The organism is Variovorax sp. CAN15 (genome assembly GCF_030462475.1).
Classification (GTDB): Bacteria; Pseudomonadota; Gammaproteobacteria; order Burkholderiales; family Burkholderiaceae_C; genus Variovorax.
Genome location: NZ_JASMRZ010000113.1, coordinates 1 through 13,195, shown reverse-complemented (window position 1 = coordinate 13,195; position 13,195 = coordinate 1). Strand labels below are relative to the sequence as shown.

At 68.1% G+C, this 13,195-nt stretch carries 16 protein-coding genes and 2 pseudogenes; 10 read left to right on the top strand and 8 right to left on the bottom strand.

Going from position 1 to position 13,195, the window contains the following annotated elements:
* Both QMO14_RS31225 and QMO14_RS31220 read right to left on the bottom strand, forming a co-directional pair.
* Nucleotides 1-642, bottom strand: a 642-nt coding sequence (locus tag QMO14_RS31225; protein ID WP_301511947.1) for a HEAT repeat domain-containing protein, incomplete at its 3' end; no start/stop codon positions are given.
* Between the two features lie 148 nt (nucleotides 643-790).
* On the bottom strand, nucleotides 791-2,227 hold the full coding sequence (locus QMO14_RS31220; protein ID WP_301511946.1) for a PLP-dependent aminotransferase family protein: 1,437 nt from the start codon (nucleotides 2,225-2,227) through the stop codon (nucleotides 791-793).
* A 91-nt stretch (nucleotides 2,228-2,318) separates the two neighbouring features.
* On the opposite strand from QMO14_RS31220, the gene QMO14_RS31215 reads away from it, so the two are divergent.
* Nucleotides 2,319-3,056, top strand: coding sequence for an NAD(P)-dependent oxidoreductase (locus QMO14_RS31215; protein WP_301511945.1), 738 nt, complete (start codon nucleotides 2,319-2,321; stop codon nucleotides 3,054-3,056).
* Nucleotides 3,053-3,583, top strand: a complete 531-nt coding sequence (locus tag QMO14_RS31210; protein ID WP_301511944.1) for a cupin domain-containing protein — start codon at nucleotides 3,053-3,055, stop codon at nucleotides 3,581-3,583. The genes QMO14_RS31215 and QMO14_RS31210 overlap by 4 nt, the downstream gene beginning before the upstream one ends.
* Here the strand turns inward: QMO14_RS31210 and QMO14_RS31205 are convergent, their stop codons facing one another.
* Nucleotides 3,584-4,093: a GNAT family N-acetyltransferase gene (locus tag QMO14_RS31205; protein ID WP_301511943.1), complete on the bottom strand. Its 510-nt coding sequence runs from the start codon at nucleotides 4,091-4,093 to the stop codon at nucleotides 3,584-3,586.
* Nucleotides 4,094-4,113: 20 nt separating this feature from the next.
* Nucleotides 4,114-4,470, bottom strand: coding sequence for a DUF2845 domain-containing protein (locus tag QMO14_RS31200; protein ID WP_301511942.1), 357 nt, complete (start codon nucleotides 4,468-4,470; stop codon nucleotides 4,114-4,116).
* Nucleotides 4,471-4,684: 214 nt separating this feature from the next.
* Here QMO14_RS31200 and QMO14_RS31195 point away from each other — a divergent pair, with 214 nt between their 5' ends.
* Nucleotides 4,685-5,158 carry a cupredoxin family protein gene (locus QMO14_RS31195; protein ID WP_301511941.1) on the top strand — a complete coding sequence of 158 codons (474 nt, stop codon included), beginning with the start codon at nucleotides 4,685-4,687 and terminating at the stop codon, nucleotides 5,156-5,158.
* 30 nt (nucleotides 5,159-5,188) lie between these two features.
* Here QMO14_RS31195 and QMO14_RS31190 read toward each other — a convergent pair whose 3' ends face one another.
* Nucleotides 5,189-5,581, bottom strand: a complete 393-nt coding sequence (locus QMO14_RS31190) for a VOC family protein (protein WP_301511939.1) — start codon at nucleotides 5,579-5,581, stop codon at nucleotides 5,189-5,191.
* Between the two features lie 361 nt (nucleotides 5,582-5,942).
* Here QMO14_RS31190 and QMO14_RS31185 point away from each other — a divergent pair, with 361 nt between their 5' ends.
* On the top strand, nucleotides 5,943-6,323 hold the full coding sequence (locus QMO14_RS31185) for a helicase SNF2 (RefSeq protein ID WP_301511938.1): 381 nt from the start codon (nucleotides 5,943-5,945) through the stop codon (nucleotides 6,321-6,323).
* Between the two features lie 84 nt (nucleotides 6,324-6,407).
* On the opposite strand, the gene QMO14_RS31180 is transcribed toward QMO14_RS31185, so the two are convergent.
* Together QMO14_RS31180 and QMO14_RS31175 are read right to left on the bottom strand one after the other, a co-directional pair.
* Nucleotides 6,408-6,797 carry a DUF427 domain-containing protein gene (locus QMO14_RS31180; RefSeq protein WP_301511937.1) on the bottom strand — a complete coding sequence of 130 codons (390 nt, stop codon included), beginning with the start codon at nucleotides 6,795-6,797 and terminating at the stop codon, nucleotides 6,408-6,410.
* A 243-nt stretch (nucleotides 6,798-7,040) separates the two neighbouring features.
* Complete coding sequence (locus QMO14_RS31175) at nucleotides 7,041-7,358, bottom strand: multidrug efflux SMR transporter (protein WP_301511936.1); 318 nt, start codon at nucleotides 7,356-7,358, stop codon at nucleotides 7,041-7,043.
* A 109-nt stretch (nucleotides 7,359-7,467) separates the two neighbouring features.
* Between QMO14_RS31175 and QMO14_RS31170 the strand changes: the two genes are divergently transcribed.
* From QMO14_RS31170 to QMO14_RS31160, 3 genes and pseudogenes are all read left to right on the top strand, one after another.
* Nucleotides 7,468-7,860: a helix-turn-helix domain-containing protein gene (locus QMO14_RS31170; protein WP_301511935.1), complete on the top strand. Its 393-nt coding sequence runs from the start codon at nucleotides 7,468-7,470 to the stop codon at nucleotides 7,858-7,860.
* A gap of 2 nt (nucleotides 7,861-7,862) precedes the next feature.
* Complete coding sequence (locus tag QMO14_RS31165) at nucleotides 7,863-8,840, top strand: tripartite tricarboxylate transporter substrate binding protein (protein WP_301511934.1); 978 nt, start codon at nucleotides 7,863-7,865, stop codon at nucleotides 8,838-8,840.
* A gap of 82 nt (nucleotides 8,841-8,922) precedes the next feature.
* A pseudogene (locus QMO14_RS31160) lies at nucleotides 8,923-9,576 on the top strand (FABP family protein); the annotation flags it as partial.
* Between the two features lie 204 nt (nucleotides 9,577-9,780).
* Here QMO14_RS31160 and QMO14_RS31155 read toward each other — a convergent pair.
* Nucleotides 9,781-10,698, bottom strand: a complete 918-nt coding sequence (locus QMO14_RS31155) for a LysR family transcriptional regulator (protein WP_301511933.1) — start codon at nucleotides 10,696-10,698, stop codon at nucleotides 9,781-9,783.
* 108 nt (nucleotides 10,699-10,806) lie between these two features.
* Here QMO14_RS31155 and QMO14_RS31150 point away from each other — a divergent pair, with 108 nt between their 5' ends.
* From QMO14_RS31150 to QMO14_RS31140, 3 genes and pseudogenes are all read left to right on the top strand, one after another.
* On the top strand, nucleotides 10,807-12,198 hold the full coding sequence (locus QMO14_RS31150; RefSeq protein WP_301511932.1) for an acyclic terpene utilization AtuA family protein: 1,392 nt from the start codon (nucleotides 10,807-10,809) through the stop codon (nucleotides 12,196-12,198).
* A complete protein-coding gene (locus tag QMO14_RS31145) occupies nucleotides 12,195-12,560 on the top strand; it encodes a hypothetical protein (protein ID WP_301511931.1) in 366 nt (121 codons plus the stop codon). The genes QMO14_RS31150 and QMO14_RS31145 overlap by 4 nt, the downstream gene beginning before the upstream one ends.
* A gap of 55 nt (nucleotides 12,561-12,615) precedes the next feature.
* A pseudogene (locus QMO14_RS31140) lies at nucleotides 12,616-13,083 on the top strand (Bug family tripartite tricarboxylate transporter substrate binding protein); the annotation flags it as partial.
* Between the last annotated feature and the right edge of the window lie 112 nt (nucleotides 13,084-13,195).

Sequence of the window (13,195 nt, the reverse complement as noted above, 5' to 3'; positions counted from 1 at the left end):
CATCGAGGCCCAGGCGCGCCGCAGCGGCGCGGGCCAGTCGTCGACGATGCGCGCCGTCTCGGCCGCGCACTGCTCTTGCGGCCAGAGAGCGAGCGCGGCCCAGCGTGCGGCACGCGTGACCACCGGCGTGCGGCCGCGCTTCGACAGCTCGCGCATCGCTTCGAAGGCCCCGGTGTCGCCGCAGCGGCCGATGGCCCATGCGATGCAGTAGTCGAGCATCGGCTCGCCGGTCTCGATGTGGTCGATGAGCTGCGGCACGGCGGCCGCGAGCCGGCGTTCGCCGATGCGCCACACCACGCGGGTGCGGCGCACCGGGGGCAGCAGGCGCCATGCGTCGGGACGGATGGCTGCCAGCAGCACGGCGTCGCCGGGGTGCGCGATGGCGGCGGTGGGTCGAGTTGCCGCGGGAGCCGGTGCGGCGGAGCCTTCGAGCACATAGCCCTGGGCGATCTGCGCGGCAACGGCATGCTCGAAGGCGGTACTGGCGGCCTCGAAGGGCAGCGGCGACGGGGTGTGGACCGTTTCCTTCCACTGCAGCCCGTCGCGGCTGGTGCTCACGTGCACCACATGGCCGGGGGCTTCCGGCAGGGCGAACAGTTCCACGGTGCTGAAGCCGGCGGCGCCTGCCACGCCGGGCTTCATGCGGATCAATCTTTCTGAGCGAATGCGCTTCACGCGGAGGCCTCCCCTGCCTTCGGTTGGTGCTTGTGCTGCTTTCTTGTGTCGCCGCGCATCTTAGCGGGCGTTTTCCGCGACGGCGCCGCCGCAAGAGGCGCGCTTGGCGCTGCGTTCAGCCCAGTGCCACCCGCAGCCTCGCCGCGAGCCGGTGAGCCTCGGCGGCGGTCGAGATGTTGGTGAAGCCCATGAGCAGTCCCTGCGGGGCGGACCCCGATACGCCGCGCGCCGACAGCGGCTGGCAATTGAGCCCGGCCTGCTGCGCGCGACGGGCCAGCGTGACGTCGTCTTCCTCGCGCCCGTCGAAGCGCGCGATGAGGTGCATGCCGCCGCTGCGCAGGTCGACGTGCACCGAATCGCCGAAAGCTTTCTGCAGTCCGGCCACCAGCATCGCGCGGCGGCGCGCGTAGAGCAGGCGCATCTTCTTCAGGTGACGCGGGAAGTGGCCCTCGCGCATGAAGTCGGCCACCACAGCCTGCGTGCTCTGCGGGCTGCCGTTCGACCAGATGCGCGCCGCTTCCTCGAAGCGCGAGCACAGCGATTCGGGAACGACCAGGTAACCGAGCGCCAGCCCCGGAAAGAGCACCTTCGAGAAGCTGCCGGCGTACAGCACGCGGTCATGGCCGTCCAGGCTCTTGAGCGCGGGCAGCGGCGCGCCGGCGTAGCGGTATTCGCCGTCGTAGTCGTCCTCGACGATCCAGGCGCCGGCCTTCGATGCCCAGTCGAGCAGTTGGAGGCGGCGCGGGAGCGTCATCGACACACCCAGCGGCGCCTGGTGCGACGGCGTGACCACGGCCATGCGCGCCTGCGGCGCCTTGCGCAGCCCGCGCGCGACGACGAGCCCGTCTTCGTCCACGGGCACCGGCACCGCGCGATGGCCGGCGGCGCGCAGCACCTCCTGAGTCGGAGGAAAGCCGGGATCCTCGATCCACACGCGCTCGTCCTTCTTCAACAAGGTGCGCGCGACAAGCGCGAGAGAGGCGCGGTAGCCGCCCGTCACCAGCACCTGCGAGGCATGACACGAGACGCCGCGCGACACCAGCAGGTAGGCCGCGATGGCTTCGCGCAGCGGCGGGTAGCCGCAAGGGTCGCCGTAGAACATGTCGGCCGCGCTCATGGCCCGCGCGCGGCGGGCGGCGAGGCGTGACCACAGCTTGCGCGGAAACGCGTCGAGTGCCGGAATGCCCAACTGCATGAGTGGCGGCTCGCCCGGGTGCTTGAGCGCGTCGGGCGCTGGCTTGTCCGTGCGGCGAGGCTGTTCGCGCCTTGCCGGCCGATGCGGCGGCAGCGATGGCGACACCACCGTGCCCGCTTGTCCGCGAGAGGAGAAATAGCCTTCGCCGGTCAGCTGGTTGTAGGCGGCCTCGATGGTGCCGCGGGCCACGCCGAGCTCGGCCGCGAGGCTGCGCGCCGAGGCGACGCGGTCGCCGGGGCGCAGCGTGCCTTGCTCGATGGCGCTGCGGTAGCGCTCGTAGACCTGGCGAAACAGCGGCGTCTTCTTCGCCCGGTCGAGCTTGGGTACGTCCTTCGGTGTTCGGGGTTGCGGCATCATGGCCTGGTCATTCTGATGATTCTTGGCTCTTTTGGATGGGGCATCGTAGACCTAAGCTCGCCCTCATGAACAGCCTGGAAGGAAGAATGCAATGAGCGAGAAGGTATTTCTGGCGGGGGCCACCGGCGCGGTGGGCGTCGCGCTGATCCCGATGCTGGTCGAGGCGGGCTACACCGTGCACGGCAGCACCCGGCGCGCAGACCGAGCGGGCGCGCTCGAGGCGATGGGCGTGCGCCCCGTCATCGTCGACGTGTTCGATGCCGGGGCCCTGCGCGAGGCGCTGGTGCGTATCGCGCCATGGGGCGTGATCCACCAGCTCACCGACCTGCCGAAAGACCTGGACCCGGCCCGCATGGCCGAGGCCGCGGTGCTCAATGCGCGGGTGCGCACCGAGGGCACGCGCAACCTCGTGGCCGCGGCGCAGGCTGCGGGCGCGAAGCGGCTGGTGGCGCAGAGCATCGCCTGGGCCTATGCGCCGGGGCCGAAGCCCTTCACCGAAGCGCAGCCGCTCGACATCGAGGCCGAAGGCGCGCGCCGCATCAGCGTGGGCGGTGTGGCCGCGCTGGAGCAGAGCGTGATGGGCGCGCAGGGCATGACCGCCACGGTGCTGCGCTACGGCCAGCTCTACGGGCCGAACACTTCGACCGAGATACCCAAGGGCCCGAGCCCGCTGCACGTGGAGGCCGCTGCGCGGGCTGCCTTGCTGGCGCTGCAGCGCTCCACGGGCGGCATCTTCAACATCGCGGAAGAAGGCAACGAAGTCAGCAGCGAGAAGGCGAAGCAGGCGCTGGGCTGGCGCGCCGATGCGCGGCTGGGAGCCACGCTGTGAACGCGCTGCCGCTTTTCGTGCAGCGCCGCGCGGGCATCGGCTTGGCGGCGCTGGCGTTCGCGGCGGCGGGCTGGGCCTTGCTGCCGCATGCGAGCAGACAGTCGACGGTGCAGCTTATCGACGACATCTGCAGCGCCGTGAGCCGCCCGATGTTCTCGTCGGCGCCCGCGCCCGAAGGCGCCACCGCTGCCGCGCGGCCCCGCACCTCGGTGAAGGTGATCTCCTGCGAGGCGTTGCCCCATGTGCCCGGCAAATCGGTGACCACCGCCATCGTCGACTTTCCGCCGATGGCTTACTCGCCCGCCCATCGGCATCCGGGCTCGGTCACCGCGATCATTCTCGAAGGCACGGTGCGCTCGCAGCTGGCGGGCGGCCCGGCGGGCGACTACAGGTCCGGCGAGACTTTCTTCGAGCCGCCAGGCACGCTGCATCTGTTCGCGGAGAACCCCGATCCGGTGAAGCCCGCGAAGCTGGTGTCGGTGTTCGTGACCGAGGAGAACTGCGGTCCGCTGGTGCTGCCGCCCTGATCAGGCGGTTGCTTCGAAGGCCGCGTGATACGAGACGGTGCCCGATGGCATCGCGCCGCCCAGGAGCAGGGCCTGGAAATACTGCGGCGGTACGCCGGGGGAGGCCAGCGCGGGCGTGGCCGCGAAGCCGAAGCGGCCGTAGTAAGCAGGGTCACCCAGCACCACGCAGCCGGCCGCGCCCAGCTCATGCAATGCGGCCATCGCCCTGTTCACGAGCTGCGTGCCGATGCTTCGCCCTTGGTGCTCGGGCGCGACCGAAACCGGACCGAGCCCGTACCAGCCGGCCGAGCCGTCCGAGATGCGTACCGGCGAGATGGCGACGTGGCCGACGATTTGCCCGCCATCGTCCTCGGCGACCAGCGAGACCGAAAGCTGGCCGGCACGCCGCAACGCATTGACGATGAACTGCTCCGTGTGGCTCGAATGTTCGGCTTCGAGAAAGGCCGTGACCGTCACGGCCTCGACGGCCGGCGCGTCGGAGACGGCTTCGTTTCTGATCGTGATGTTCATCGTGATGGTGTGGCTGCCGGCTAGCGCATCTTCTCGCCATCGCGCACCGATTCGACTGCGCCGTTGTAGAACCGGACGATGCCGAGGAAGTTGCCCTGGCCGCGGTGATACACCCAGTCTTCCATCGGCACGCACTGCTGCGTCACCACCTGCTGCGCCGGACCGCCCGGGTACGGCGAGAGCACCCAGGCCACCTGCGGACGGGGCACGCAGACGAATTCCTTCGACATCGGCTCGCCGCATTTCTGCACCACCGAGAACTTGGAGTCGCCCACGCCGGAAAGCGTGCCGCCGCAGCTCAGCGATTGGGCCGATGCGCCGTTGGCCTGCATGAGGGCGACAAGACAGAAGAGGGCGCTTGCGGCGACTGTGGGCATGGTGTGGATGGGCTCCTTGTGCAGGCTGGGACCGTGCCTGGACGCGATAGTTTCTCTCACCTTCATCAGGACCAGGGTCCGTTCGGATTACGCCCTTGTAATCCGCGTGAAAGGCGATGGCCGGGTGGGCTTTCCAGAATCCGGCGCGTGTCGGTCTGTTTCTTTCTTCTTCATCCGCCATTTCGTTCATCGCCACCTCAAGGAGCATCGCATCATGAAACACGCATTCCTCGCCACCTCCGCCTTCGCAACGCTGCTGGCCGTGTCGGCCACCGGCGCGTCGGCCTCGGGCTCGCACAACGACGCCATCGGCAAGCCCGGCGTGGCCGCCAAGGCGACCCGCACGGTCGAGGTCGACATGACGGACGGCATGCGCTTCACGCCCGCCGACATCAGCGTGAAGAAGGGCGAGACCGTTCGCTTCGTCGTCAGGAACTCGGGCAAGCTGAAGCACGAGCTGGTGCTGGGCACTGCGCAGGAACTGAAGTCGCACTACGCCGCGATGATGAAGAACCCCGAGATGGAGCATGCCGAGCCGAACATGGTGACGCTGGCGCCGGGCAAGACGGGTGAAGTCGTCTGGCAGTTCACGAAAGCCGGGAAGGTCGATTTCGCGTGCCTGCAGCCGGGGCACTACGCCGCCGGCATGAAGGGTGTGGTGAACGTGGCCAGCGCCGCCGGCAAGTAATTCGAATGAATGAGGCTCGCGTCGGGCGATTCAGCCTCCGACGGGAGAGCACAGTTCGACCAATGTGCCGTCGGGGCAGCGCACGTACGAGACCACCTGGCCCCATGGCTTGGCAACTGGCGGCGAGAGTTCAGATGCGCCGGCCTCGATGGCTCGTTCGTGTGCCGCCTGGACATCGTTCGTCACGAAGGCGACCTCGATGCCCAGCGGCTTGACAGACTCCGATGCCGCCACGTGCCCTTGCGGAAAGTTCGCGCCCGCAAGGGCGTGCGCGGCGAAGGAGAGGGTGGTGTCCCCAGTGGCCAGTTCGCCGTAAGTACCAGTTTCGTGGAGGAACTTTCTCGCGAAGCCGAATGCTTGTTCGAAGAACTGCAGGGACTGGACGACATCGGGAACGTAGACGATGGTGTAGCCGAACTTCATGGTCGATGGTGCGTGTATGGGGGATGAGGGACAGGGGCGTAGTTCCGCCGAGCCGCACTCTACCCAGCTACATGCGCCCATCGACAGGAATCCCCCTTGATCCCAAGCGTCTCCTGCCTCCATCCTTTCAGCTTTGCCGCGATTGTTTCCACGGCATGAACACCGCGGTTCTTTTTGCTTCGGGTTTTTACCTATCCGCAGGCTCACAATTCATCTCACAGACCAGCCCACAACAAACAAGCAAGCCAGTCTGGATGAACAGGCCCCGAGCGAGGTGGCTGCCCCCGAAAGGGACGGCGCCCCACCCAAGACCGGTTCGAAACCATCCCGTATGCAAAGAACTGAACTGAAGGAAATCCAAATGACCGCCTCGAAGCTCCTCTCCGCCATCTCCATCGCCCTGCTGGCCGCCGCCGGTGCCGCCCATGCCGAAAGCTATGACGGCGTGCATCAGCTGACCTCGGCCGCAAGCCGCGCCGACGTTGCCGGCCAGGCCGTGGTTGCCGCGCGCAGCGGCAATCCGTATGCAGACGGTGCCAACCAAGGCCCCGTGCAGCTGATCGCCTCGACCACCAGCCGCGCCGCCGTTCGCGCTGAAGCAGTGGCTGCAGCCCACAGCGAGAACCCGTATGCAGAAGGCGTGACCTCGCGTGTCGCGCCGGTCCTGGCCAGCGGCCTCGATCGCTCCACCGTACGTGCGGCTGCCCGTGCCGCCGCACGTGGCGACGCACTGCCGCTGTGATCGTCTAGTCGGTAACAGCGCCAGCGCCCAATGAAAAAGCCGGGCCCGCGTGAGCGGGGCCCGGCTTTTTGTTTGTCTGCGCGATCAGTAGACGCGCTCTTCGATCGGGCCCACGCGATCGGGATAGAAGGCCACGTAGTCCTTGATCTGCGAGACCGGTTCGTACGGCGACTCATAGGTCCACACCGCATTCACCGAGCGTTCGCCGCCGGCCGGGATGCTGTAGTAGTTGCACTCGCCCTTGTACGGACAGTAGGTTGCGTGCGACGTGCGCTCCAGCAGCGACATCTTCACGTCCTTGCGGGGGATGTAATGCACGGTTCCGAAATGCGCTTCGCGCAGCGTCAGCGCTTCGCGCGTATCGGCAATGACGCGCCCGTCGACCGACACCACCACGCGAAGCGGGTTGGGTGCGATGGTGATCGGGTGGTCGGGGCCGGGGGTCTTGATGGTGCGCTCTGCGGTGGCGAACATGAACAAGCTCCTTCGATCAATCCGGGTTGACGCAAGAATCGGCGGATGCGCATCTTGCCGCGTCGCGATGGCGATTTGAAGTCGCCCGGGAATCAGCCCGCTCGCGACATGGTTAAAGGCCGGGAACCGGAAAGAATGGCTCTGGAAGCCATTCGGACGATGATTCGGCCCTAAGGGAATACCGAAGTTCCATATCTTCGATGCGCCGGATGCGTGTCGTCACGTTTATGTGCTTTTTGCGCATCAACCTTCGACGAACCGAAGGCCCACGGTGCCGCCGATCACCATCGCGATGCACGCCAGCCGCGCTGCCGAGAGCGCCTCGCCGAAGAAGAGCACGCCCATCAGCACCACGCCCACCGAGCCGATGCCGGTCCAGATCGCGTAGGCCGGCCCGAGCGGCAGGTAGCGCAGTGCCCGGGCCAGCAGGTAGATGCTGAGCAGCGCGGTCAGCACGCCGACCACCGACGGCATGAGCCGCGACCAGTCTTCCGATTGCTTGAGCGCGGTGGCCATCGCGATCTCGACCAGCCCGGCCGCCAGCAGAAATATCCAGCCCATGAAAAAACTCCTTCGTTGTCGTTCGTTGCGGAAAAGAGGAACCGGATAATTCCGGTCCGGGCACCGATCAACAAGTACGCACCTTCTGGTAACCATGGGAAATTCAACGATGCCGTCGAGGAAGACCGCAGATGCGGCAGAGGCCGACGCAGCTCCCGCCGATGTGTGGAGCGCGGACTGTCCCTCGCGCCGAGTGCTGGAGCTCATCGCCAACAAGTGGGCGCTGCTGCTCATTCCGCTGCTGCGCGGCAAGCCGCGGCGCAACAACGAGTTGCTGCGCAAGGTGGGCGGCATCTCGCAGAAGATGCTCACGCAGACGCTGCGCGACCTGGAGCTCAACGGGCTGGTGCTGCGTGAAGACCATCAAACTGTGCCGCCGCACGTCGAGTACAGGCTGAGCCCGCTGGGCCTGTCGCTGAGCAGGACGCTGATCGCAGTGGACCGATGGGCCGAAGCCAATCATGCGCAGATCGATGCCGCGCGAGAGGAGGCGGGAAAGTGAAGATGAACCCGTTCGCAACCTTGGGTGCCCTGTTTTTCGCGTGCCTGCTTTCCGCGGGCGCATGTGCGCAGCAGCAAGCATGGCCTTCGAAACCGGTGCGCGTGATCGTGCCGGCGCCAGCCGGCAGCTCGCTCGACCTGATCGCCCGCACGCTCGCCGACCGCCTGCGCGTGATGTGGGGGCAGCCGGTGGTGATCGAGACCAAGGCCGGTGCCGGCGGCCTGATCGGCATGGACATCGTCGCCAAGGCGCCGCACGATGGCTACACGCTGGGCGTCGGCTTCAATGGGCCGATCGCCTTCGGCCCCTACATGTACGCCCGCATGCCCTACGTGCCAGCGCGAGACCTCATGCCGATCGTGCTCACCACCTCGCAGCCCAACGTGCTCGCGGTGCAGGCCGACAACCCCGCGAACACGTTGCCCGAGCTCGTCGAATGGGCGAAGAAGCGCGGCAACAGGTTCAGCTATGCGTCGGTGGGCGCGGGCAGTTCGTCGCACCTCACGATGGAGCTCTTTCGCAGCGCGACGCACATCGAGGCGGTGCACGTGCCGTACTCGGGCTCGCCGCCCGCCGGGCTTTCGCTCGCGGCCGGGGACACGCAGGCCCTGTTCGCGGTGGCGCCCGCGCTGCTGCCGCTGATCCAGGGGCAGCGCGTGAAGCTCATCGCCATCACCAGCGCGAAGCGTTCCGAACTCATGAAGGATCTGCCCACCGTGGCCGAGTCGGGCTATCCCGGATTCGAATCACTGGCCTGGAACGGTCTTTTCACCTCGGCCGGCACGCCGCCCGAGGTGGTCCAGCGGATCAACGCCGACGTCAACACCGTGCTGCGGGAACCGGCGGTGCGCGAGTTGCTGGCCAGCCAGGGGCTGGTGGCGGGCGGCGGTTCGTCCGAGGAGTTCAAGGCCTTCATCGACGCCGAGGGGCGCAAGTGGGGCGCGATCATCGCGAAGGTGGGCATCCGGCTCGACCAGTAAGCAGCAGGCGAGTCAGGCAACCGGAAGACTGGTGAGCGACACTCCTGCCCCATACGGCAAGTCCCATCGAGGAGAGAAGAACATGGAACAGAAGCAACCCGCGACTCAATTCCCGCGCGACATCTACACCGAACCGGAACCCGATCCGAACACCCTGGCCAACCTCGGACCGCTCGCTGCGCTGGCCGGCGTCTGGACCGGCTCCGCCGGCCACGACGTGAGCCCAAAGGAGGATGGCCCCGAGGCGGAGGCCTACATCGAGCACGCGGAGTTCCAGCCCATCGACGCGCAGACCAACGGCCCGCAGATCTTCTACGGCCTGCGCTACCACCTGCGCATCGTCAAGCCCGATGACGTGGAAACCTTCCACGACCAGGTCGGCTACTGGCTGTGGGAGCCCGCCACCGGCGCGCTGATCCAGACCCTGACCATCCCGCGCGGCCTCACCGCCATGGCCACCGGCCGCGCGAAGGCCGACGACCGCAGCTTCAGGCTCGAGGCCGTGCGCGGCGGCGAGACCAACGGCATCGTCGCCAACCCCTTCCTGGAACACGCGTTCAAGACGCTGCGCTACAGCATCGAGGTGACGGTGCACGAAGACGGCAGGTGGTCCTACGAGATCGAGACGGTGCTCGAGGTGCTCGGCAAGCCCGAGCCCTTCAGCCACACCGACCGCAACACCATGCACAAGATCGGCGAACCCACGCCGAACCCGACCGCGCTCGCCGCGATGAAGGCTCAGGCGGAGGCCGCGGTGGAGTCGGTGGTGGACGCCGCAGTGGAGGCGGTGGCGGCGACCGAAAAGGCAACGGGCAAGGCGGCAGGCACCGGGACTGAAGCGGGCGCAGAACCTGCCTGAACCGTCGCCCGAGCCGTCCTGAGGCGATGCGCGCCGCTTCCACGTCCGCATGGAAGCGCGACGCGCGGCACGGGCCAGCTCTCAGTCGAGCCGCAGCGAGCCGAGCCGCTCGACGATCAGGTCGTGCAGCGTCTGCGCGGCCACCGACAGGCTGCCCTCGCGCCGCTGCACCAGGTAGAGCGTGCGCGTGAGGGAGGGAAGCGGCAGCGGACGCGTCACCAGCGTCTCTCGCTGGAAGTGGAAGAGCGTGAGCGCGGGCACCACGCTGATGCCCAGTCCGGCTTCGATGAGCCCCATCACCGTGGCGAGATGTTCCACCTCGAACACCGAGTTCAGCCGCTGCGGATGCAGCGCCGCGTCGAGCGCCTGCCGCACGCTGCTGTTGCGCGTCATCTGGATGAACGGATAGGGCGCGATCTTCTTCAGCGTCAGGCGCGTCTCGTGGGCGAGCGGATGGTCGGCGCGGCAGACGAGGTGGAAGCGGTCGGTGCACAGCTTGCTCGCGCGCAGGTCGCTGTCGGCCGTGCCGCCGGCGCCCGAGGCGGCGAGGGCGAAGTCGGCCTGGCCGCTGCGCACGAGCGCGATGCAGGCATCCGACAGCGCGTCGTCCAGGTCGACGCGGATGCCGGGCCACGCCTGCATGAACTCGGCGAAGACGGCGGGCAGCCAGCCGGCCGCGAGCGAGGGCAGGGCGGCGACGCGCACGCGGCCCTTGCGGCGCTCCACATGATCGGCGAGGTCGCCCATGGCGCTTCCCATGTCGTCGAGCAGCCGGCGCGCCGAGCCCTCGAACAGCCGGCCTTCGGGCGTGAGCTGCACGCTGCGCGTGTCGCGGTCGAACAGGCGCGTGCCGACGGCATCCTCCAGCGTGCGGATCAGCGCGCTGAAGGCGGGCTGCGATAGGTGGCTGCCCTGCGCCGCGCGCGTGAAGTTGCGGTGCTCGGCCAGCGCGAGAAAGGCGCGCAGCTGCCGCGTGGAGAGGTCGGGCGTCTTTCTCATGTCTTTTCTGTCTCCGTGCCGGTGGCCGGCTTTTTATTTGGAAAGCAGATCAATCGATCCGTATTTTCGATTTTACGGATGAGAACACGCTGCCTACAGTGCACCGCGATGAATCCCATAGACACGCCAACGCTGTTGATCGGCTGCGCCGCCGGCTTCTCGGGCGACCGCACCGACGCCGCCGGGCCGGTGGTCGACACGCTGATCGCGCGGCTGGCCGCGGGGCCTGAAGGCCGGCGCGCCTTCCTGATCTTCGAGACGCTGGCCGAACGTACGCTCGCGCTGGCCCAGCTGCGCCGACGCGACAACCCCGAAGCGGGCTATGAACCGTTGCTCGACGCCATGCTGCGGCCCGTGCTCGCGCGCTGCCTGGCGCACGGCATCCGCATCGTCAGCAACTTCGGCGCGGCCAACCCGCGCGCAGCCGCCAGGCACATCGCGCGCATGGCCCGCGAACTTGGCGCGAGCGCGCCGCGCATCGCGGTGGTGGAGGGCGACGACCTGTCGGGGCCCGAGCACCGCGCGATGCTCCAGGAGGCGCTCGGCGCGCAGATGGAAGGCCTGCGCGTGGTGAGCGCCAATGCCTACATCGGCGCCGAGCCCATCGCCGCCGCGCTCGACGCGGGCGCGCAGATCGTGGTGTGCGGCCGCGTGGCCGACCCATCGCTCACTGTCGGCCCCGCGATGTCGCACTTCGGCTGGCGTGCCGACGACTGGAACCGGCTGGCCCGCGCGACCATGGCGGGCCATCTGCTCGAATGCGGCGCGCAGGTGTGCGGCGGTTACTTCGCCGACCCAGGCTACAAGGACGTGCCGGGGCTGGAATCGGTGGGTTTCCCCGTCGCCGAAATCGACGGCGAGGGCCGCTGCACCATCGGCAAGGCCGACGGCACCGGCGGCCTCGTGAGCGAGGCGACGGTGAAGGAACAACTGCTCTACGAGGTGCACGACCCGGCCGCCTACCTGACGCCCGACGTTGTCGCCGACATTTCCGAGGCCGAGGTGCAGGCGCTCGACGGCGCCGACCGGGTGGCGCTCTCGGGCGTGCGCGGCCACGCACGGCCTGACCGCTACAAGGTCAACGTGTGCCATGAAGGCGGTTGGCTCGCCGAGGGTGAGATCTCCTATGCCGGCCCGCGTGCCGAGGCCCGTGCACGGCTCGCGGCGGATGTCCTGAGCAAGCGCCTGGACGGCCTTTCATTGCGAGTGGACCTGATCGGCGCGCTGAGCATCTTCGGCGACGACGCCGGCCGCGCGCTGGCGGACACACCCGATGCCGGCCTGCGCGACGTGCGCCTGCGCGTCGCGGCCTCGCACACCGAGCGCGCGCAGGCCGAGCGGCTGGCGCGCGAGGTGATGGCGCTGTACACCTGCGGCCCGGCGGGCGGCGGCGGCGTGCGCACCGCGCTCACGCCCAGGCTCAACACGCTGTCGTGCCTGCTGCCTCGCGACGCGATACCGGTGCGCTTCGACCTGCTCCCGCAGGAGGAGCTGGCATGACAAACACGGCAGACACCATCGAAGTGCCGCTGTACCGCGCCGCCCACGGCCGCACCGGTGACAAGGGCGACCGCTCCAACATCAGCGTCATCGCCTGGCATGCGCAGCTCTATCCGGTGCTGGTCGAGCAGCTCACGCCCGAGCGCGTGGCGGCGCAGTTCCACCACCGCGCGCCCTCGCAGGTGCAGCGTTTCCTGCTGCCGAAGCTGCACGCGATGAACTTCGTGCTCGACGCGGTGCTCGACGGCGGCGTCAACGACGCGCTGAACCTCGACGCTCACGGCAAGGCGCTTTCCTTCCTGTTGCTGGACATGCCGGTGCGCGTGCCGCGCGAGCTCGAGCCGCTGCTGGCGGGGCCGTAGCCGGAGATTTCCTTCCTTCCTCTTTCTTTCACCTGACCCATACGGAGACAAAACAATGAAGCTGTTCCCCCTCGCCGCGCTGACCGCCGCCATCGCCGTGGCGCCGCTGCTGGCCCAAGCCGAGGCTTTTCCCGAGAAGCCCATCACCTTCGTCGTGCCCTTCGCGGCGGGCACCGCCACCGACCAGATCGCGCGTGCCCTGGGCACCCAGATCACCGCCGAGACGAAGCAGGCGGTGGTCATCGACAACAAGGCGGGTGCCAGCGGCTTCATCGCCTCGCAGAGCGTGGCGAAGTCGCCAGCTGACGGCTACACGGTGCTCATCACGACCAACACCACGCACGCGGCCAACGAGCATCTGTACAAGAAGCTGCCCTACGATCCGGTGAAGGACTTCGCTCCCGTCACCGCGCTCGGCAAGGGTGGCCAGATCATGGTGGTGAACCCCAGCTTCCCCGCGAAGAGCGTGGCCGAGTTCATCGCGCTCGCGAAGAAGGAGCCTGGCAAGTACAGCTTCGGCAGCATCACGCTGAAGTGGTTGCAGACGCCTTCCGACAGTCCGTGATGGTCGGCGGCGCGCAGGGCGAGGGCGAGGTCTTCGCGCAGCTTGCGCACGGCGGGGCTGGCGTAGAGGG